The organism is Achromobacter pulmonis (assembly GCF_021733725.1).
Lineage (GTDB): Bacteria > Pseudomonadota > Gammaproteobacteria > Burkholderiales > Burkholderiaceae_B > Achromobacter > Achromobacter pulmonis.
Map to the genome: position 1 here is coordinate 2901098 of NZ_JAIFOT010000001.1, position 18542 is coordinate 2919639.

Annotated in this window: 18 protein-coding genes and 2 pseudogenes; 9 read left to right on the forward strand and 11 right to left on the reverse strand. The window is 70.1% G+C overall.

The window, feature by feature from the left end; genetic code table 11:
- Positions 1 to 29 precede the first annotated feature (29 nt).
- Positions 30 to 1436 carry an amino acid permease gene (locus tag K2W61_RS13350; RefSeq protein ID WP_236755815.1) on the forward strand — a complete coding sequence of 469 codons (1407 nt, stop codon included), beginning with the start codon at positions 30 to 32 and terminating at the stop codon, positions 1434 to 1436.
- Between the two features lie 120 nt (positions 1437 to 1556).
- On the opposite strand, the gene K2W61_RS13355 is transcribed toward K2W61_RS13350, so the two are convergent.
- From K2W61_RS13355 to K2W61_RS13370, 4 genes are all read right to left on the reverse strand, one after another.
- Entirely contained in the window at positions 1557 to 1979 is a 423-nt protein-coding gene (locus K2W61_RS13355) for a VOC family protein (RefSeq protein WP_175133555.1), read from the reverse strand.
- Between the two features lie 99 nt (positions 1980 to 2078).
- The gene (locus tag K2W61_RS13360) at positions 2079 to 2771 is read right to left on the reverse strand and encodes a helix-turn-helix transcriptional regulator (RefSeq protein ID WP_175133556.1); all 693 of its coding nucleotides are present in this window, start codon (positions 2769 to 2771) and stop codon (positions 2079 to 2081) included.
- Positions 2772 to 2916: 145 nt separating this feature from the next.
- Positions 2917 to 3780: a hypothetical protein gene (locus tag K2W61_RS13365; RefSeq protein WP_175133557.1), complete on the reverse strand. Its 864-nt coding sequence runs from the start codon at positions 3778 to 3780 to the stop codon at positions 2917 to 2919.
- A gap of 139 nt (positions 3781 to 3919) precedes the next feature.
- A complete protein-coding gene (locus tag K2W61_RS13370; RefSeq protein ID WP_175133558.1) occupies positions 3920 to 4387 on the reverse strand; it encodes a CopD family protein in 468 nt (155 codons plus the stop codon).
- 174 nt (positions 4388 to 4561) lie between these two features.
- Here K2W61_RS13370 and K2W61_RS13375 point away from each other — a divergent pair.
- The 7 genes and pseudogenes from K2W61_RS13375 to K2W61_RS13405 form a co-directional block, all read left to right on the forward strand.
- Positions 4562 to 5029: pseudogene (locus tag K2W61_RS13375) on the forward strand (sigma-70 family RNA polymerase sigma factor); the annotation flags it as partial.
- A gap of 465 nt (positions 5030 to 5494) precedes the next feature.
- Positions 5495 to 5707 (forward strand): annotated as a pseudogene (locus tag K2W61_RS13380) (hypothetical protein); the annotation flags it as partial.
- Between the two features lie 68 nt (positions 5708 to 5775).
- Positions 5776 to 6834 carry a hemin-degrading factor gene (locus K2W61_RS13385; protein ID WP_272909294.1) on the forward strand — a complete coding sequence of 353 codons (1059 nt, stop codon included), beginning with the start codon at positions 5776 to 5778 and terminating at the stop codon, positions 6832 to 6834.
- Between the two features lie 10 nt (positions 6835 to 6844).
- Positions 6845 to 7678 (forward strand): heme/hemin ABC transporter substrate-binding protein, encoded by an 834-nt coding sequence (locus K2W61_RS13390; RefSeq protein ID WP_175133559.1) that lies wholly within the window; start codon positions 6845 to 6847, stop codon positions 7676 to 7678.
- Entirely contained in the window at positions 7662 to 8660 is a 999-nt protein-coding gene (locus K2W61_RS13395; protein WP_236755816.1) for a FecCD family ABC transporter permease, read from the forward strand. The genes K2W61_RS13390 and K2W61_RS13395 overlap by 17 nt, the downstream gene beginning before the upstream one ends.
- A complete protein-coding gene (locus K2W61_RS13400; protein WP_236755817.1) occupies positions 8657 to 9445 on the forward strand; it encodes a heme ABC transporter ATP-binding protein in 789 nt (262 codons plus the stop codon). Before K2W61_RS13395 ends, K2W61_RS13400 begins: the two co-directional genes overlap by 4 nt.
- An 80-nt stretch (positions 9446 to 9525) precedes the next feature.
- The gene (locus K2W61_RS13405) at positions 9526 to 10008 is read left to right on the forward strand and encodes a YajQ family cyclic di-GMP-binding protein (protein ID WP_006386723.1); all 483 of its coding nucleotides are present in this window, start codon (positions 9526 to 9528) and stop codon (positions 10006 to 10008) included.
- Between the two features lie 103 nt (positions 10009 to 10111).
- Here K2W61_RS13405 and K2W61_RS13410 read toward each other — a convergent pair whose 3' ends face one another.
- A complete protein-coding gene (locus tag K2W61_RS13410) occupies positions 10112 to 11560 on the reverse strand; it encodes an AlkA N-terminal domain-containing protein (protein WP_236756981.1) in 1449 nt (482 codons plus the stop codon).
- A gap of 145 nt (positions 11561 to 11705) precedes the next feature.
- Here K2W61_RS13410 and K2W61_RS13415 point away from each other — a divergent pair, with 145 nt between their 5' ends.
- Positions 11706 to 12257 carry a methylated-DNA--[protein]-cysteine S-methyltransferase gene (locus K2W61_RS13415; RefSeq protein WP_175141700.1) on the forward strand — a complete coding sequence of 184 codons (552 nt, stop codon included), beginning with the start codon at positions 11706 to 11708 and terminating at the stop codon, positions 12255 to 12257.
- A 58-nt stretch (positions 12258 to 12315) separates the two neighbouring features.
- Here the strand turns inward: K2W61_RS13415 and K2W61_RS13420 are convergent, their stop codons facing one another.
- The 6 genes from K2W61_RS13420 to urtE all read right to left on the reverse strand — a co-directional run bounded on the left by K2W61_RS13420 (position 12316) and on the right by urtE (position 18542).
- Positions 12316 to 12921 carry a phosphatase PAP2 family protein gene (locus tag K2W61_RS13420; RefSeq protein ID WP_236755818.1) on the reverse strand — a complete coding sequence of 202 codons (606 nt, stop codon included), beginning with the start codon at positions 12919 to 12921 and terminating at the stop codon, positions 12316 to 12318.
- A 91-nt stretch (positions 12922 to 13012) separates the two neighbouring features.
- Positions 13013 to 13441 (reverse strand): arsenate reductase (glutaredoxin), encoded by a 429-nt coding sequence (gene arsC / locus K2W61_RS13425; protein ID WP_175133564.1) that lies wholly within the window; start codon positions 13439 to 13441, stop codon positions 13013 to 13015.
- A 74-nt stretch (positions 13442 to 13515) separates the two neighbouring features.
- Positions 13516 to 15051, reverse strand: a complete 1536-nt coding sequence (locus K2W61_RS13430; RefSeq protein WP_236755819.1) for a PepSY domain-containing protein — start codon at positions 15049 to 15051, stop codon at positions 13516 to 13518.
- 8 nt (positions 15052 to 15059) lie between these two features.
- On the reverse strand, positions 15060 to 17261 hold the full coding sequence (locus K2W61_RS13435; protein ID WP_236755821.1) for a TonB-dependent receptor: 2202 nt from the start codon (positions 17259 to 17261) through the stop codon (positions 15060 to 15062).
- Positions 17262 to 17419: 158 nt separating this feature from the next.
- A complete protein-coding gene (locus K2W61_RS13440; protein WP_175133567.1) occupies positions 17420 to 17818 on the reverse strand; it encodes a DUF2946 domain-containing protein in 399 nt (132 codons plus the stop codon).
- Between the two features lie 25 nt (positions 17819 to 17843).
- Positions 17844 to 18542: an urea ABC transporter ATP-binding subunit UrtE gene (urtE, locus tag K2W61_RS13445; RefSeq protein ID WP_175133568.1), complete on the reverse strand. Its 699-nt coding sequence runs from the start codon at positions 18540 to 18542 to the stop codon at positions 17844 to 17846.

The following is an 18542-nucleotide window of genomic DNA, read 5'->3' on the forward strand; positions in this document are numbered from 1 at the left end:
AGCAAGAGCGCGCAGTACCGGAGGAGACAATGAATCAACAACAAGGCTTCGGCAAGATCGCCGAACGGGAGCAGGGGCTCAAGCGCCGTCTGACGTCCGGCCAGATGAGCATGATCGCGATCGGCGGGGCCATCGGCACCGGCCTGTTCCTGGGCAGCAAGTTCGCGATCGGCTTTGCCGGCCCCAGCGTCATCATCAGCTACGCCATCGGCGGGCTGATCACGCTGCTGCTGATGGGCTGCCTGGCCGAGATGACGGTGGCGCATTCCACCTCGGGCTCGTTCGGCGCCTACGCTGAGCACTACATCGGCCCGCTGGCGGGCTTTCTGGTGCGCTACGCGTACTGGTCGTGCGTGGTGCTGGCAGTGGGCACCGAGGTCACCGCGGTGGCCGAGTACATGAAGTTCTGGTTCCCGGCGGTACCGGGCTGGCAATGGGTCTGCCTGTTCTCGGCGGCGCTGATCTTCATCAACGCCATGAGCGTGAAGGCGTTCGGCACCATCGAATACGGGTTCTCGACCATCAAGATCAGCGCCATCGTGGCGTTCATCATCCTGGGCGCCTATGTGGTCTGGGGCAATCCGCAGTACGGCGCGGCGCAATATACGGCACACGGCGGCTTCTTCCCCAACGGCGTGTGGGGCATGTGGATCGCGGTGGTCATCTCGATCTTCAGCTACCTGAGCGTGGAGATGATCGCGGTGGCGGCGGGCGAGGCCGAAGACCCCGAGCGCGCGGTGAAACAGGCGTTTCGCGCCACCATCGTGCGGCTGGTGGTGTTCTACCTGCTGACGCTGGCGCTGATCCTGGCCATCGTGCCGTGGGACCAGGCCGGCAAGGGCGGCAGCCCGTTCGTGACGGTGATGGCAGCGGTGAAGGTGCCGTACGCGGCCGGCGTCATCAATTTCATCGTGCTGGTGGCGGCGCTGTCGGCCATGAACAGCCAGCTGTATATCACCACTCGCATGATGTTCAGCCTGTCGCGCGCCGGCCATGCGCCGGCGGCGCTGGGCCGGCTGACGCGCAGCGGCACGCCGCTGAACGCGCTGCTGCTGTCGACCAGCGGCATCGCCATCGCCACCGTGCTGAATGTGCGGTATCCGGAAACCTCGTTCACGCTGATGATGGCGATCTCGATGTTCGGCGCGCTGTTCACGTGGATGATGATCTTCGTCACGCATTACTTCTTTCGCCGCCGCTGGGCGCGCGAAGGCGGCGCCGCGCTGTCGTTCCGCATGCCGGGCTTTCCGCTGCTGACGCTGCTGGGCGCCGGCGCGATGCTGGCGATCCTGGTGACGACCTCCTTCACTGGCGTGTTCAAGATGACGTTGGTGTTCGGCGTGCCGTTCCTGCTGGTGCTGGCGGCGTTGTACCTGCTGCTGTTCCGCAAGCGCGCCGCGGCGGTGGTGCTGCAAGCGCGCGGGCAGCGCTCCTAGTTCACGGAAAGCGCATCGCGCAGGCCGGCAGTCGGCCGCCGCGTCGGCGCCGCCCTGCGCAACCGGCGCATGCCGTGGGGGCCGGCCACGTTCGTGGCGCTGGCTGCGCCGGCCCGGGGATCAGGCCCCTGGGAAGGCCGGGATCGTGACCGGTTCGTCGGCGGCGGGCACGGTGTCGGGCGCCGGCGAGAACACGCGCAGGCGATGGCCGTCGGGGTCGAGCGCGACGAAGGTGCGGCCGAAGTCCATGTTGGTGGGGGCCTGCAGGATGGCCAGCCCGCGCAGGCTCCAGTCGCGATGGCATTGGCCGAGGGCTTCGGCGTCGGGGACGGTGAAGGCCAGTTCGGTGCAGCCGCCGCGGCCGGCCGCCGCCGGCTCGACGGTGTGGCGCGACCACAGCCCCAGCATCAGGCCGGAGTCGAGCGCGAACAGCGCGAAGGTGGGCGAGCTTTCGACCGGCGGACGGTTCAGCAGCGCGCTATAGAACGCCGCGCTGGCCTCGGGTTTGTCGACGTAGAAGATGACGAAGTTCTTGGCGGACATGATGCGCTCCTGGTTGAATGAGCGCTCATCTTAGAGAGGCATGCTGTCAGATTTTGTCAGTAGTCCGCGCGCCGATGTCGCACCGCGCCGGCGGCCGCGTCAGCAGCCGTCGCAATGAGCCGCGTTGATGACGCGCCACTCCTTGAGCAGGGCATGGCGGCGGCGCGGGTAGCGCGGTCCGGGGTCGAGCGTGGCGATGCGGTCGGTGCGGAAATGGCGGTAGTCCTGGCGCAGCTCGCACCAGGCCATGACGATACGCACGCTATCGAAGAACCCCAGCGCGAACGGCCAGATGACGCGTTGCGAGTCGGCGCCCTTGTCGTCGCGGTAGGTGATGGCGATTTTCTGTTCGCCGCGTATCGCCTGGCGGATCTGGGACAGGTCGACCCGGTCGGCCACCGCCCAACTGCTGGGGCCGACCAGCAATGGGATGGCGTCGAGTTCGTCGCGCAGTTCCTGGGGCAGGACCGCGCTGATCTTGGCCAGCGCGTTGGCCGCGGCCTGGCCCAGGCGCGGGTCGGAGCGCCCGGCGACCCAGCGCGTGCCCAGCACCAGCGCTTCGATCTCTTCGGTGCTGAACATCAGCGGCGGCAGCATGAAGCCGGGCCGCAGCACGTAGCCGACGCCGGGCTCGCCCTCGATCCCGGCGCCCTGGGCCTGCAGCGTGGCGATATCGCGGTACAGCGTGCGCAGGCTGATCCCCAGGTCGGCCGCCAGGCGCTGGCCGCTGATGGGCAGGCGATGGCGCCGCAGGATCTGCAGCAGGTCGAGGAGTCGTTCGGCGCGGGACATGGGACGGGGCGGAGAGGGCGGCGGGCGGGACGGCCCAATGCTGCCACGGAATGGCAGCAGCGGGAAGTCTCGCCCGCCGCCCTCTCCGCCCCGCAGGCCGCGCCGCCAATCAGACGCGCGCGGCCCGCGGGGCGAACCGTCCGGCTCAGCGGTTGACCGGCTTGCCGCTGGCCACGTCGAGGGTGGAGCCGTCTTCCAGGCTGACACGGTAGATTTCGCGCAGCACGTTACCGGCAAAGCCGATCTCGACGATGGACACGTCCTTGAACGTGGTGGCGATGCCGTCGGGCAGCGCGGCGTTGAACTTGGCGGCTTCCTGTTTCATGGCGTCGGCCAGGCGTTCGTCATACCGCGCCATGCTGTAGACCAGCGTGGTGTGCGGGTTGTGGGCGCGCACTTCCTGGCCGTCGCGCATGACGTTGACGCCGCTCACGCCGACCGACTTGACCAGGGCGCGGCCGGCCTCCGACATCTTGGCGTAGACCGGGCCGGTCACGCGCGGCAGCGGGCCGTCGCGCAGCGGCGCCAGGGCAGCGGTGGCCACGGTGTTATAGGCCATCATGGCCTCGAAGCCCGGGCCGCTCTTGACCACGCCCAGGTCCAGCCACCACGGATGGCCCGCGCCCTTGGCGGCTTCGGTCGGATAGAAGCCCTTGAGCGTGATGGCCAGCGGCGCCGGCGGTTTGGGCAGCGCCTGCAGCATGCGTTGCGGGGTGGCGGGGTCGGCGCTATGGATGTGGACCACCGTGACGTGGGGCATGTTGGGCGTTTCGGCCTCGGTCTTCAGGCCCAGCGCCAGCAGGTCCTGTTTGAGCGTGGCGTTGACCTTGGCGTCCAGCACGGCGTTGACTTCCTGGGGCAGGCGGTACACCACGCCATAGGTGGCCTTGTGCGGGCGGAACGCGGATTGTTCCAGCGCGCTGTTGTCGATGGGGGCGGCGGCGTGGGCGGCGGCGAGGGTGGCGAAGGACAGGCCGAGGGCGGCCAGGGGCAGGATACGCTTGATCATGGATTTTCCTTTTATGTGGGACCCGCGAGAGTCCGCTCAAGTGTCGCCACGCCGGATGTAAGGCGTATTGCACCAGTCCAAAGAAATCCGATAGCCAACCCCGGTTGGCCGATAGCTGCGACGTAGGCGGCCGATACCCCTAGAGCAGGAAAACGGCCGCGACGATGGCCAGCCCCAATAGCAGATTGACGCCGACCCAACGGCGGATGCTGGCCATGGCCAGGCCGCCGCGCGGCCATTCCGAAGCGGCCACCGCCGCGCGCAGGCGCGGATAGAGCGCCGCGCGGATGTAGGCGTAGATGGCCGTCATCAGCAGCCCGCCCGCGGCCATCACGGTCCACGCGCGCGGCATGAAGAAGGCGCCGCCACTGCGCGCGGCCTGGGCCGCCTCCTGGCCGATCATTGCCGCGCCGGTGGCAAGAATCAGTACGACGGCGGCCAGCACGGCGTTCAGGAATGGGCCCAGCACTGCGTTCATCAGCCGTAGCCGTTGCGGCGGCTCCAGTTGCGCCGCCGCCGGCCGCAGGAAACAGTGGGCGAACAGCATGCCGCCGACCCAGAGGATCACGGCCAGCAGGTGGATGAGCTTGAAGGCGCTATAGGACATGGCAGGGAACCGTTGATATTGCGGGGGGCCGGCACGGGCCGGGGCCGGCCGCCGCTCGCGGCGGCCAAGTCCGTCCCCATCATATCGTCAAGGCGGCGCTTGACCTGCGGCCGGATTTTCCATTTAGAATGAGATTGATTTGTATTTGTGATCGAGCCTGTTCGGGAGTCCACCGTGTCCAACCTTGCGCCAGCCTCCGGCGACGCTGTCCACTTGCTTTACCGCGCGCACCACGGATGGCTGCACAGCTGGCTGCGGAGCAGGCTGGGCAATCCGTCGGATGCCGCCGACCTAGCCCAGGACACCTTCGTGCGCGTGCTGCGCCATCGCCACGAACTCGCTGCGTTGCGCGAGCCGCGCGCCTACCTGACCACCGTCGCCAAGCGGCTGGTGCTGAACCTGTACCGGCGCCGCTCGCTCGAACAGGCCTACCTCGACGCGCTGGCCGCCATGCCCGAGGCGCAGGCACCGTCGCCGGAGCAGCGCCTGCTGATCCTCGAGGCGCTCCAGGAAATCGACGCCATGCTGGCGGGCCTGCCGCGGCCCGCGCGCGCGGTGCGCACGCGGCAGGGCGACATCCAGGCCCAGGCGGCGCGATTCTGCGTGCAGGAAACGGGCGCGGCCTGCCGGGTCAGCGTGCAAGAAGGCCGTGTGATGCTGGGCCGGGCCGATACCTGGGCGGCGCTGGCGGCCGGCGAGCAGGCCTGGTTGCGCGGCGATGACGTGCCCCGCCCCGAGCCCGCCGATCCGCACGCCGCCGACTGGACGCGCGGCGTGCTGCACGCCAGCGCCTGGCGCCTGGACGCATTCGCGGCCGAGCTGGGCCGCTATCGGCCAGGGGTGTTGCGTTGCGACCCGGAGGTGGCCGGGCTGCGGATCTCCGGGGCGTTCCAATTGCACGACACCGACGCGGTGCTGGCGGCCTTGCCGTCCACGCTGCCGGTACAGGTGCGCTACCGCAGCGCGTATTGGGTGACGATCCTGCCGCGCGCGGCTATTCACTCGACCGAGAGGCCCTATGCCGACTGACCCGCCTGGCCCTGGCGCTGCGTATTGCCACCGCACTGGCCGCCCTGGCCGTGGCGCTGTGGCCGGCCGCCGCCGCCGCCGGGCTATGGCGTGGTGGACCTGATGGGCTACTGGCGCCCGGCCTCGGTGAAGGGCCTGCAGGTGCAGGCCGGTGTGTTCAACCTGTTCGACAAGAAGTACTGGGAAGCCATCAATGTGCCGACCGCCGGCGCCACGGCGCTGCCGCGGCCGGTGGACGAGTACACGGAACCGGGACGCAGCCTGCGCGTCTCACTGACGTATCAATATTGACCCGCGCTGCCGCCGCCGCGCGCCAGCGGTGGCAGCCCCGATTTTCCTTTCCGGCCGGAGAGCCCGCGATGAGCAACGAAGTGAAGCAACCCGATTTCGACACCCGCGCCGCCGAGCTGCGCGCCCGCCACGAAGCGCTGGCAGCGTCCCATCCCGGCCTGCGCGCCCGCAACCTGGCCCGGGAACTCGGCGTGTCCGAGGCCGAATGGCTCGCCGCCGGCAGCGGCGGCGTCAAGGCGATCGAGCTGCATGGCGAGCCGCAGGCGATCTTTCGCGAACTGGGCACGCTCGGACGCGTGATGGCCTTGACGCGCAACGACTGGTGCGTGCACGAGCGCCATGGCGCGTACCTGGACATCCAGGCCGATGGCCCGGTCGGCCTGGTGCTGGGGCCCGACATCGACCTGCGGGTGTTCTTCTCTTGCTGGAAGTCCGCCTGGGCGGTCGAGCAGGACGGCCGTCACAGCCTGCAGTTCTTCGACGGCGCGGGCGTGGCGGTGCACAAGGTCTACCGTACCGAGGCCACCGACGTGGCCGCCTACGACGCGCTGGTGGCCCGGTTCGCCGGCGCCTCGCGCTGGCCCGAGACCACGCCCTACATGCCCGCTGACGAAGCGCCGCGGGTCGAGGACAGCGCGCAATGGCGCCAGGCCTGGCTGGGCATGCAGGACACGCACGAGTTCTTTCCGCTGCTGCGCAAGTTCAAGGTGTCGCGGCTGGCGGCGCTGGCCGCGGCCGGCGAGGACCTGGCGCAGACGGTGCCGGCCGACTCGGTGGAACGGATGCTGGAGTCGGCGGCGGCCAGCGGCCTGTCGATCATGTGCTTCGTGGGCAACCGCGGCATGATCCAGATTCACACCGGCCCGGTGCGGCAGCTGCGCCGCACCGGCCCCTGGTTCAACGTGCTGGATCCGGCCTTCAACCTGCACCTGGACACCAGCGCCATCGCTTCGGCCTGGGTGGTGAACAAACCCACCAGCGATGGCTGGGTGACGTCGCTGGAACTGTACGCGTCCAGCGGCGACCTGATCGCGCAGTTCTTCGGCGAGCGCAAGCCGGGCAAGCCGGAACTGCAAGGCTGGCGTGCGTTGATGCTGGGCCTGTGCCGCGTGCCTTTGGCCGCGTGAGGACGAAACCATGAAGAAATGGCTGATGGTGGTGGCGGGATGGCTGCTGGTGGCGGGCGCGCAGGCGGCGCCGCCCACGCGCGTGGTGACCCTGGGCGGCACCGTGACGGAGATCGTGTACGGCCTGGGGCAGGGCGACCGGCTGGTCGGCGACGACCTGTCCAGCCTGTATCCGGAGGCCGCGACCCGCCTGCCGCGGGTCGGCTATTACCGCGCCGTGCCGGTCGAGGGCGTGCTCGCGCTCAAGCCGGATCTGGTGCTGGCCTCGGAGCAGGCCGGTCCGCCCGACGCGCTCAAGCGGTTGGGCGAGGTCGGCGTGCGGGTGGTGAGTGTGCCGGACGCGCCGTCGGTCGATTCGCTCAAGGCGCGCATCCGCGCCGTGGCCGCGGCGCTGGACGCAGCGCCGGCGGGCGAGCAGATGGTGCGGGACGTGACGCGCGCGCTGGCCAAGGCCGAGGCCATGCCGGCCACGCGCGCGCGGGCGCTGCTGCTGATCAACCGCAGCGGCGCGCCGCAAGGCGCGGGGCGCGGCACCGCGGCGGCCGAAATCATGCATTTGGCCGGGCTGGACAACGTGCTGGACGCGCAGCAGGGCTACAAGCCGCTGTCGCCCGAGGCCATCGGCGCGCTGGCGCCCGACCTGATCATCGTCACGCGCGAATCGGTGCAGGCCAGCGGCGGGCTGGAGGGCTTCGCGCGACTGCCCGGTATCGCCGTCACGCAGGCCGCGGCCAAGCAGCGCATCATCGTGATGGACGATCTGCTGATCCTGGGCCTGGGCCCGCGCCTGCCGCAGGCGCTGGCCCAGCTCAAGCAGGAGGCCGCGCATGCCATGGCGCGTTAGGACGCCGTGGGCGCTGGCGCTGCTGGCCGTGGCGCTGCTGCTGGCGATGGCGGTGGCCAGCGCCAGCGGCGCGGTGTCGATTCCGTTGCGCGACTTGCCGTCGCTGTTGTGGGGCGCGCCCGCGCCCGAACAGGCCTTGTGGCGCAACGTGCTGATCGACATCCGCCTGCCGCGCGTGCTGCTGGCGGTGGTGATGGGCGCCGGCCTGGCGATCTCGGGGGCGGCGTTGCAGGCGCTGTTCCGCAATCCGCTGGCCGAGCCGGGGCTGATCGGCATTTCCGCCGGCGCTTCGCTGGGCGCGGTCATCGCCATCGTGATGACGCAAGGCGGCTTCTGGTACACGGCGCCGGGCGCCTTCATCGGCAGCCTGGCCGCGACGCTGTCGGCCTATCTGGTCGGCCGGCGGGTGCCGGGCGTGGCGGGGCTGTTGCTGGCGGGAGTGGCGATCACAGCCATCGCGTTCAGCCTGATCGGCCTGTTCACCTTCATGGCCAGCGATGCCCAGCTGCGCGACCTGACCTTCTGGAACATGGGCAGCCTGGCCGGCGCCAACTGGAAGCTGCTGGCGTTCCTGGGACCGTGGGTGCTGCTGCTGTCATGCTGGCTGTTGCGGCAATGGCGCGTGATGAATGCGCTGCTGCTGGGCGAGCGCGAGGCCCAGCACCTGGGCTATTCGCTCGGGCAGGCGCGGGCCCGGCTGGTGCTGGCCTGCACCTTGATCGTCGGGCCGCTGGTGGCCGCCAGCGGCACCATCGTGTTCGTCGGCCTGGTGGTGCCGCACCTGGCGCGCATGACGCTGGGCGCCAACCACCGGCTGCTGTTGCCGGCCTGCCTGCTGGGCGGCGCGCTGGTGATGACGCTGGCGGACTGGCTGGCGCGCATCGTGGTGGTGCCTGCCGAATTACCGATCGGCCTGGTGACCGGGCTGGTGGGCGGTCCTTTCTTTCTGTGGCTGCTGGCGCGCGGCCGGAGGCATGGTTGATGCTGGCCGCCGAGAACCTGACGTTGGCGCGCGGCGGCAAACGCATCCTCGACCGGGTGTCGCTGGCGATCCCGGCGGGCGAGGTGGTGGGCCTGCTGGGCAGCAATGGCGCGGGCAAGTCGACCCTGCTGGGCGCGCTGTCGGCCGAACTGGCTGCCGACAGCGGCAGCCTGACGCTGGATGGCCGCCCGCTGGGCGCGATGCGGCCGCGCGAGCAGGCGCGCAAGCGCGCGGTGCTGCCGCAGAAGCCCGGGCTGACCTTCGACCTGGGCGTGCGCGAAGTGGTGGCGATGGGCGCGTATCCGTTTCCGGAGCTGTCGCCGGATGCGGTCGACGACCTGGCGCGGCAGGCGCTGGCGTGGGCCGATGCCGGCCACCTGGACGGGCGCCGCTATCCGCAACTGTCGGGCGGCGAACAGCAGCGGGTGCAGTTCGCGCGGGCGCTGGTGCAATGCCGCGCGGCGCGCGCAGAGGGCGAGGCCCGCTACCTGCTGCTGGACGAACCGACCGCCAGCCTCGATCCCAAGCATCAGGCCGAGTTGATGCGACGGGCGGCGGACCTGGCGCACGAGGGCAACACGGGCGTGCTGGTGATCCTGCACGACATGAATCTGGCGGCACGCTGGTGCGACCGCCTGTTGCTGCTGGGCAGTGGCCAGGCGATCGCGCAGGGCACGCCGGCGCAGGTGCTGACGCCGGCCAACCTGTATCTGGCCTACGGCATCGAGGCGCGGGTGATGCCGCATCCGTTGCAGGCGGACCGGTTGCTGGTGCTGATGGCTTGATGGGCGCCAGCCCCGGTAAAATGGGGCAATCCGCGGCGGCCGCGGCCGCCTTTTTTTCTCTATCGACAGGACCCAGTGTCATGCCTACTTTCGACGTCGTCTCCGAAGTCGACAAACACGAACTCACCAACGCCATCGACCAGGCCAACCGCGAACTCGCTACCCGTTTCGATTTCAAGGGCACGGATGCCAAGTTCGAGCTGGAAGGCTTCGTGGTGACGCAGGTGGCGTCGAGCGCGTTCCAGCTCAAGCAGATGCTGGACATCCTGCGCGGCCGGCTGTCGGCGCGCGGCATCGATGTGCGGTGCCTGGATGTGGCGGACCCGCTGGAGAACCTGGGCGGGGCGCGGCAGAAGATCACCGTGAAGCAGGGGATCGAACAGCCGGTGGCCAAGAAGCTGATCGCGGCGATCAAGAACGCGAAGCTCAAGGTCGAGAGCCAGATCAACGGCGACAAGCTGCGCATCAGCGGCAAGAAGCGGGATGACCTGCAGACGGCGATTGCGTTGCTGAAGAAGACGGATGTGGACTTGCCGTTGCAGTTCGAGAATTTTCGCGACTGACTTTTGATGCGGCCGGGGGGCTTCGCAGGCCGCCCGTTGCGCGGGGGGCCGGGCGGGGCTGAGAGGCGCGCGCCGCGGCATTGCGTAACGCCATCCGGCTGACTCAATACGCTGCCCACAGATGCTGGGCCGCATACGCGCGCCAGGGGCGCCAGGCTTCGGCGCGGGCCAGGAGCTGGGCCGGGGTGTATGTGCGGTTTTCGAGTTTTTCCAGGGCGCGGATCAGGCCGATGTCGGAGGCGGGGAAGGCATCGGGTTCGCGCAGTTGGCGCAGGGCGATGTACTGGGCGGTCCATTCGCCGACACCGCGGAGGGTACGCAGCCGGGTGACGGCGCTGTCCAGGTTGTCGCTGGCCTCGAACCGCTGCGGGTCGGCCAGGGCCGCGGCGGCGACGGCGCTGAGCGTGGCGGCGCGGCTGCGGGGCATGCCGAGGGAGGCGAGGTCGACGGGGGCGATGGCGGCCGGTGTCGGGAACAGGTGGCTCAGGCCGCCGTCGGGCTGGTCCAGCGGCTGGCCGTGGGCGGCGACGAGTTTGCCGGCCAGCTTGATGGCCGCGCCCACCGTGATCTGCTGGCCGAGGACGGCGCGCAGGGCGAGCTCGAAGCCATCCCAGGCGCCGGGCACGCGCAGGCCGGGACGGGCGGCGGTCAGCGCGGCCATAACGGGATCATGCGCCAACTGGGCGGCGAGCGCGGCGGGATCGCTGTCCAGGTCGAAGACGCGCCGCAGCCGGGCGATGAGGGCGGGCAGGGCGTGCAGCCGGGGGAACCGCAGGGTGGCTTGCAGCGCGTTGCCGGCGCCGGGTTCGACCCGCACGGTGCCCTGGGCGCCGTCCAGGCCGATGGTGCGCGTGTAGCGGTTGTCCGTGACCCGTTCGATGCCGGGAATGGCGCGCACGCGCAGGAAATCCAGCATGGCGGGCCAGTCATAGGGCGGGCGGTAGCGCAGCAGCAGCCTGATTTCGCCTTGCGGGCCGGCCGAGACGTCGGGCTTGCCGGAACGGCGCAGTTCGCCCGGCGCGCGGCCAAACAGGGCCAGGAAGATCTCGTTGAAGCGGCGGATGCTGCCGAAGCCGGCGGCAAACGCGATCTCGGCCATGGGCAGCCGGGTTTCGTGGATCAGCTGCTTGGCCAGCAGCACGCGCCGGGTTTGCGCCACCGCCACGGGCGAGGCGCCCAGGTGCTGGCGGAACTGGCGCCGCAGCTGGCGTTCGCCGACGCCCAGGCGCGCGGCCAGGGCGTCCACCCCGGCGTCGTCGAGCGCGCCGAGTTCGATCATGCCGAGGGCGCGCGCGACACTGTCGGGCAGCTCGCGGGCGCGGCCGGCGGCGGGCGCGGTTTCGGGCCGGCAGCGCAGGCAGGGGTGGAAACCCGCTTCCTGGGCGGCGGCGGCCGTGGGGTAGAAGACGACATTGCGCGACAGCGGCGTGCGCGCCGGGCATACCGGGCGGCAGTAGATGCGCGTGGTCTTGACGGCGGTGAAGAAGCGTCCGTCGTAGCGGGCGTCGCGCACGCGGATGGCGCTGTAGCAGGCGTCGTGGTCGAGGTTCATGAGGGTCATGCTAGCGCCGTCGGTCGCCCTGATCTAGCGGATTCCGGACATTGTTGTCACGACGACTGCCATGTCCGGAATCCGCCAGCGAAGGTCCGCCGACGCGCCTATATTGGTCCCGTCAACGCCGCCTCCGGAGCCTGTCATGCCCGTCCAGACTTTCACCCTTGAACGCATCGCCACGCCCATCGGGCAAATGCTCGTGCTGATCGATGCCGGGCAATGCCTGCGCGCCGTCGATTGGGCGGACTACGAACCCCGCATGCATGATTTGCTGCGCCGCCAGTACGGCAAGGGCGCGGTCAAGGTGGAGGACGCCGCGCGCGCCTCGGCGGCCAGCCGCGCCTTGCAGGCGTATTTCGAGGGTGAAGTCGATGCGATCGACCGGCTGCGGGTGGCGCAGGGCGGCACCGATTTCCAGCGGCAGGTGTGGCGGGCGCTGCGCGCTATCGGGCCAGGCGACACGGTCAGCTATGGCGTGCTGGCCGGGCGTATCGGCCGCGCCTCGGCGGTACGCGCCGTGGGTCTGGCCAACGGCGCCAATCCGGTGGGAATCGTGGTGCCGTGCCACCGGGTGATCGGCGCCGATGCGTCGCTGACCGGCTACGGCGGCGGGCTGCTCCGCAAGCGCTGGCTGTTGGCGCACGAGGCCCGCTGGCGCGCCGCCCGGGACCGCTCGTTGGCGCGGGCCGCCTGACCCGGCCGCAACGGTAAGGCGATGCCCGCGGCGCATCGGCGCGGGCGGTCAGGCGCGGTCAGGCGCGGATCCAGCCGCGCGTGATCGGCAGGGCCAGCAGCTTGCGGTAGATGCCCTGCAGCAAGGCCGTCAGCGGCGCGCCGACACGGTGCCATACCGGCACGGCCAGTCCGGCGGCCACGGGCGCCAGCAACAGGCCGCCGGCGATGTCCAGCGGGAAGTGCACGCCCAGATAGACGCGCGACAGGCCGACCACGGCCGCCAGCAGCAGCGTGGCGTAGCCCCAGCCGGCCCAGCGCCGGTCGAAGATCAGCGTGAACGCCAGCGTGGCGATGATGATCGTGTGGTTGCTGGGGAAAGACGAGGTCGGCTTGTGGACGAAGAAGGCATGGCCCAGCCCCAACACGAAGGGGCGCGCGTGCGGCCACAGGGCGCCGCACAGATAGCTCAGGCACAGTCCCACGCCAATGCTGGCCAGCGCCTTGAGCGCCAGGCTGCGCGGGGCAGGTCCGCCCCACAGCCACAGCGCGGCAAGCGTGGCGGGCACCAGCAGGATCAGCTTGTTGGCGACCAGCAGCGCCAAGTGGATCTGCCACGCCGGCGTGGCCGGGGCGGCGTTGATCTGTAGAAAAAGAGACTGGTTGAAAGCTTCAAGGAAATCCATGACCTGTCATCGTGGCGTAATAATTGATCAGCCGCGATGGTAATGGGGTTTCCCGTCAGTCCGCTTACAAATCGTGCCTAAAACCCGGCATTTACTTCTGGATGCGTTTGCCCTGCGCATCCACCACCGCTTCGCCGTCTTCCTTGGTGAAGGCGCCCTGCTGCGGCGCCGGCAGGATGTCCAGCACCCGTTCGGACGGGCGGCACAGGCACGCGCCCAGCGGGGTGGTGACGAAGGGCCGGTTCAACAGGATCGGGTGGGCCTCGATGGCATCCAGCAGGGCGTCGTCGCTCAGCGAGGTGTCATCCAGGCCGAGTTCGGCATAGGGCGTGCCCTTTTCGCGCAGGGCATCGCGCACGGTGATGCCGGCGCGCTTGAACAGCGCCTGCAGTTCCGCGCGTGAGGGCGGCGTCTCCAGGTACAGGACGACGCTCGGCTCGATGCCGGCGTTGCGGATCATGGCGAGCGTGTTGCGCGAGGTGCCGCACTTGGGGTTGTGGTAGATGGTGACGTCGGACATGGGCGCTTCCTTGAGGTGTTGCGGGAACAGGGAGGAGCATAGTGCATTCCCGACCTGTCCCCGCCACGCCGGCCTCAGGCGCGCAGCTTGCGCCCCAGCCGGCGCCAGCCGATCACCACGCCGGTCAGGCTGAGCGCCGCGCCACCCAGGCTCAGGAACACCAGCAGGATGTCCCACAGCGGCCGGCGCGCCAGCAGGCCGGTCCAGTCCCAGCTGTGCAGGAAGGCGAACAGCCAGCGGCTGGCGCGGTTGCCCCGGTCCTGCCGGCTCAGCACCTGGCCGGTGCGCGGGTCCAGGTAGATCCAGCTGGCCTGTGGGTCGTCGAACACCAGGCGCCAGGCCGGCAGCGGCTTTTCGATATGGCCCAGCATGGCGTGCTCGTCGCGGCCGTAATAGTAGAAGTCGTAGCGGTCCAGCACCTGCACGTCGGTGAGGGTGGCGCCGGGCAGCAGTCGGGCGGCGGCGGCGCGCAGGGCGGCCGGATCGAGCGTGACCGGCCGCGCGTCGGCGGCCGACAGCAGTTGCGGCGCGCCCGGGCCGCTGCGGGCCAGCACCAGATCCTGGCCGTCCACGCGTTGCCAGCGCAGTTCGCGCGGCGGCGCGGGCAGGGCGCGGATCAGCGCGGCGGGGGACGCTTGCGGCGCGTCGGCGGCGTAGGCGCCGCCGGCGTAGGCCTGTTGCGCCATCGGCGCCGCGTTGCTGCTGAACACCTTCCACGGATTCATCGACATCAATCCGCTGAAAATCCAGGTGAGGGTGATGCCGGCGAACAGCAGGCCGGCCAGGTGATGCCAGCGCATCATGTTCTCGCGGTAGGGCGAGCGGCTGCCGCTGGCGTAGGGACGCGAGAAGCGCCAGCGCAGGATGCCCACCACCGTGCCCGTCAGCGCCACGGCCACGCCAGCCAGCGACAGCCAGACGACGATGTCGTGCCACCACGGATCGAAGACATTGCCGCGAAACGGGTACAGCCAGTGGATCCAGGCGCCGGCGTAGTTCCACAGCCGTTCGCGGCGGGTGGCGTCCAGCACCACCGCGCCGGTGGCGGACGAGACATACAGCCGCGTGTGGTCGGGGTCGTCCATGTCGATACGGTGCAGCGGCCGGTGCATGTCGAGCGCGCCGGAATGCGTGTAGACGTCCTCGTCCACCTCGCCCTGGTAGTGCGCGGCGTAGCGGCCATCGAACCAGGCCGCGGCGCTGGCGGTGGCGACCGTGGCATCGGCGCGCGGCAGCGGCATGCCGCTGGCGGCGTCCACCACTTTGGGCGCGCGGCCACGGCCCATCGGCACCAGGTAGACCGGCGCGCCGCCGCGCAGCGCGGCCAGGCCCAGGCCCGTCATGTCGTTCGCGCCGGCTGCCGCCAGCGCCTGGGCCGGCGTGGCCGTGACCCGGGCCGGGTCCAGCGGCGCCAGGTGCGTCATGCGTTCCTGCGGCGTGAGCTTGGGGTAGCCCACGTACATCATCACCGCGCCCGAGATGAACCACATGGCGAAGAACAGGCACAGCACGATGCCGGCCCAGCGGTGCGTCAGGTACAGCCAGCGCTTGGCGCGGGCGGACCACGGCACGGGCGCGGGCCGGCGGCGGGCGGAGGGGATCGCGTCCATGGCGGTCCTCAGTAGCGCGCCTGCAGCGTCAGTTCGAACGAGCGCGGCGCGCCCAGGTAGAACATCGGCGTGCCGCTGACATTGGCCGCGTACACCTTGTCGGTCAGGTTGCGGACCCGGCCGGTGACGGTGAAGTGGCGGTCGATGCGGTGCGACAGCGCCGCGTCGAACACGGTGTACGACGGCGCCCAGACGGTGTTGGCGGCATCGGCGTAGGCGCGGCCGACGTAGCGCGCGGCGATGCTGGCGTTCCAGTCCGGCAGGAAGGCGTAGTCGATCCAGGCATTGGCCACGCGCCGCGGCGTGTTGGCCGGCACCTTGCCGTTGCGCGATACCGCGACACCGTTGACCGTCTGCGAGAAGTCGTCATACCTGGGATCGACGAAGGCGATGTTGGCCTGTAGCGACAGCGCGCGCGTCAGGCGCAGTCCGCCCGCCAGTTCCAGGCCGCGCGCCGACTGCTGGCCCACGGGCAGGCTGACCCCGGGATTGTCGGGGTCGGGCGTCGCGATGTTCTTGCGGATGATCTCGTAGGCGGCGACGGTGGCCGAGCCGCGGCCGTCCCAGAACTCGAACTTGCCGCCCACTTCCTTCTGCGTGCCGGTGGTCAGTTTGTCGTTGTTGAGCACGTCGGCGAACGAGGCCGTGGCCATGATGCCGGATGGGGGATCGGCGGCGGTGGCGTACTGCGCGTAGAGCGAGGCCTGCGGCGTGATGGCCCAGTTCAGCGCCAACCGGCCGGTGGTGGGGGCGTAGCGGCGCGAGGCCGAGGCCGGCGAACTGGCCGTGACCGCGCGGCGGTTGGTCAGGTCCAGGTCGATGAAGTCCTTGCGCAGGGCAGACACGATGGCCACGCCGGGCAGCACTTCGGTGCGGTTTTCCAGCGTAAAGGCCAGCGTGCGGATGCGGTTGTCGCGGTCCGGATTATGGCCGCGCGTCATGCCGGGGATGTCGTAGAAATCGCCCGGCTGGAACGTATACGGATCGACCGCGTCCACCGTGGCCGGCAGGCTGGTGGGGTAGCGGGTCTGCTTGTTCACGCTCAGGTCGGCGCCGAACGACCAACGGCTCGGCAGCCCGGCCAGGGTCGATTCGACCAGGCCTTCGACGCGGTTGCCGATCAGGCTTTGCTCATGCCGTTGCAGCAGCGCGCCCGAGCGCAGCACGCGGCTGTTGGCGGCGTTGTAGCGGTAGGTTTCCAGGTTGCGGAAATCGCGCTCGGCCCGATAGTAGTAGAGCGTGTTCGTGAACGTCACGCCCGGCGCCGCGCGCCATTGCGTCAGCGAGCGGGCCCACAGCACCGACTGCGCGTACTGGCCATCGTCGACGTTGTAGTTCTTGAAGCGGGTGCCGCCGCGGATGTGGCCCTCGCCGCTGACCTTGCCGTTCGCGTCCACCGTCAGCGGCGTGCCCCAGTAGGGGCGGTCGACCCGCTCGCGCTGGTATTCGAAGGCCCAGGTCTGGGTGACGTCCTCGCCCAGGTCGGACAGCAGCGAGGCCGCCACCTGCGTGGCGCGCGAACGTTCGCCGTCGACCCAGCCATTGCTGGCGGTGGTGTTGGCGTCGATGCGCAGGTAATGGCCGCGTCCGCCGGGCGAACCGGACAGTTGCTGGTTGATGCCGGCCGATGCCTGGCGCGTATCGAACGAGCCCAGCCGCAACTGGCCTTCGTAGAAGGTGTCGCGCTCGGCCAGCTTGGTGACGTAATTGATGGCGCCGCCGACCGCGCCGGCGCCGAACAGGAAGGTCGAGGGGCCGCCGATGGCTTCGACCCGGTCGTAGATCCAGCTGTTGACCGGCCGCGCCGCGACTGCGTCGTACTGCACCGAAATGCCGTTGAACAGTTGAGACACCTGGCTGCCGCCGAAGCCGCGGTAACTGACCGCGCCAGCCATGCCTGGCGGCGAGGCGGCCGTCACGCCCGGGATGCCGCGGGCGATGTCCTGGGTATCGACGGCGCCGCGGGCCTCGATCTGGCGGCGCGAGACCACGGTGACGGAGGCCGGCGTGTCTTTCAAGCTAAGGCCGAGACGGCTGCCGGTGGCGTCGATGCGCGTCAGGTCGAGCGGGCCATTGGGCTGTTCGTCGGCGTCGTCGCCTTCGACCACGGTGGGCGCCAGGGTTTCGATGGCGGGCTCGCTGGTCAGGGCGAGCGCCGGATTGGCGGCGCAGGCGCCGGCCAGCAAAGAGGCTGCGTAGGTTTTTTTCATGATCGGTGCCGGCGCTGGCCGGCATGCACGCTCGCGCCGATGCCGCGATGCAGGGCGGCGAAGGCACGGACGCAGGGTTCCGCGGAGGCGCCGCCAAGGGGCGGACGGCGCCGGTTCTGGCGGGCGCGGCGGCCGTCGCGAGGACGGCGCCAGCGCGGTCAGGCCGCGGGCGGGGCGCGCGGCTGAGGCGCGCGCCAGGCATGGAGCGGATGGGCGGCGCGGTAGAACAGCGCCGGATAGGTGACGCCGCCGGCGGCGGGCGCGGGCAGCACGATCAGGGGCGCGGGCAGGATGCCGGGACCGGCCTGGGGATTGCGGCAGAACGGGCAGTGTGTGCCGTCGCCGTGGTGGGCGGCGTGGTCGCCGGCCGCGTCATCGCCCTGAACCTCGATGGTCAGGGAGGACCGGCCCTCGGGGGCGCAGTAGTCCAGCGTGACCTGGCGGCTGGCGCCGGCCTGGGGAGCGCCATGCGCCAGCGACGGAACCACGGACGCCCACAGGATCGCGATCAGGGCGATCCAGGCGTAGCCGCGGTTCAGGAAGTGGGCAAGGTGCATGACGGCGCATTATATCCAAGCCGTTTCAGACGGAAAGATGGCGCCGCACCTCCTCGCCGTGGATGGTGGCGCGGTCGCCGCTGGCCACCACCTCGCCGCGTGACAGCACCACGTAGCGATCGGCCAGCTCGCGGGCGAAGTCGAAGTACTGTTCGCACAGCAGGATGGCGATGTCGCCGCGCTGGCGCAGCATGTGGATGACGCGGCCGATGTCCTTGATGATGGATGGCTGGATGCCTTCGGTCGGCTCATCCAGGATGATCAGCTTGGGTTCGGCCACCAGCGCGCGGGCAATCGCCAATTGCTGTTGCTGGCCGCCGGACAGGTCGCCGCCGCGCCGCGCCAGCATGCTCTTGAGCACCGGGAACAGCTCGAATACGTCTTCCTTGATGCGGCGCGCGCGCGCCGCCGGCTTGGTCGCCATCCCCATCAGGATGTTCTCTTCCACCGTCAGCCGGGCGAAGATATCGCGGCCTTGCGGCACATAGGCCATGCCGCGCGCGGCGCGCTGGTGCGGCGCCAGCCGGGTGACGTCGGCGCCGTCGAAACCGATGGCGCCGCGCGCCACCGGCAGCACGCCCATCACGCATTTGAGCAGGGTGGTCTTGCCGACGCCGTTGCGGCCCAGCAGCGCCAGGCATTCGCCCTGGTTGACCGCCAGGGACACGCCGCGCAGGGTATGGCTGCCGCCGTAGTACTGGTCGATGGTGTTCACGTTCAGCAT

Bases quoted from the DNA above. Each gene is read 5' to 3' on its own strand.
- K2W61_RS13350 (WP_236755815.1), top strand. From the start codon at position 30: ATGAATCAACAACAAGGCTTCGGCAAGATCGCCGAACGGGAGCAGGGG.
- K2W61_RS13355 (WP_175133555.1), bottom strand. From the start codon at position 1,979: ATGTCCGCCAAGAACTTCGTCATCTTCTACGTCGACAAACCCGAGGCC.
- K2W61_RS13360 (WP_175133556.1), bottom strand. From the start codon at position 2,771: ATGTCCCGCGCCGAACGACTCCTCGACCTGCTGCAGATCCTGCGGCGC.
- K2W61_RS13365 (WP_175133557.1), bottom strand. From the start codon at position 3,780: ATGATCAAGCGTATCCTGCCCCTGGCCGCCCTCGGCCTGTCCTTCGCC.
- K2W61_RS13370 (WP_175133558.1), bottom strand. From the start codon at position 4,387: ATGTCCTATAGCGCCTTCAAGCTCATCCACCTGCTGGCCGTGATCCTC.
- K2W61_RS13385 (WP_272909294.1), top strand. From the start codon at position 5,776: ATGAGCAACGAAGTGAAGCAACCCGATTTCGACACCCGCGCCGCCGAG.
- K2W61_RS13390 (WP_175133559.1), top strand. From the start codon at position 6,845: ATGAAGAAATGGCTGATGGTGGTGGCGGGATGGCTGCTGGTGGCGGGC.
- K2W61_RS13395 (WP_236755816.1), top strand. From the start codon at position 7,662: ATGCCATGGCGCGTTAGGACGCCGTGGGCGCTGGCGCTGCTGGCCGTG.
- K2W61_RS13405 (WP_006386723.1), top strand. From the start codon at position 9,526: ATGCCTACTTTCGACGTCGTCTCCGAAGTCGACAAACACGAACTCACC.
- K2W61_RS13410 (WP_236756981.1), bottom strand. From the start codon at position 11,560: ATGAACCTCGACCACGACGCCTGCTACAGCGCCATCCGCGTGCGCGAC.
- K2W61_RS13415 (WP_175141700.1), top strand. From the start codon at position 11,706: ATGCCCGTCCAGACTTTCACCCTTGAACGCATCGCCACGCCCATCGGG.
- K2W61_RS13420 (WP_236755818.1), bottom strand. From the start codon at position 12,921: ATGGATTTCCTTGAAGCTTTCAACCAGTCTCTTTTTCTACAGATCAAC.
- arsC (WP_175133564.1), bottom strand. From the start codon at position 13,441: ATGTCCGACGTCACCATCTACCACAACCCCAAGTGCGGCACCTCGCGC.
- K2W61_RS13430 (WP_236755819.1), bottom strand. From the start codon at position 15,051: ATGGACGCGATCCCCTCCGCCCGCCGCCGGCCCGCGCCCGTGCCGTGG.
- K2W61_RS13435 (WP_236755821.1), bottom strand. From the start codon at position 17,261: ATGAAAAAAACCTACGCAGCCTCTTTGCTGGCCGGCGCCTGCGCCGCC.
- K2W61_RS13440 (WP_175133567.1), bottom strand. From the start codon at position 17,818: ATGCACCTTGCCCACTTCCTGAACCGCGGCTACGCCTGGATCGCCCTG.
- urtE (WP_175133568.1), bottom strand. From the start codon at position 18,542: ATGCTGAACGTGAACACCATCGACCAGTACTACGGCGGCAGCCATACC.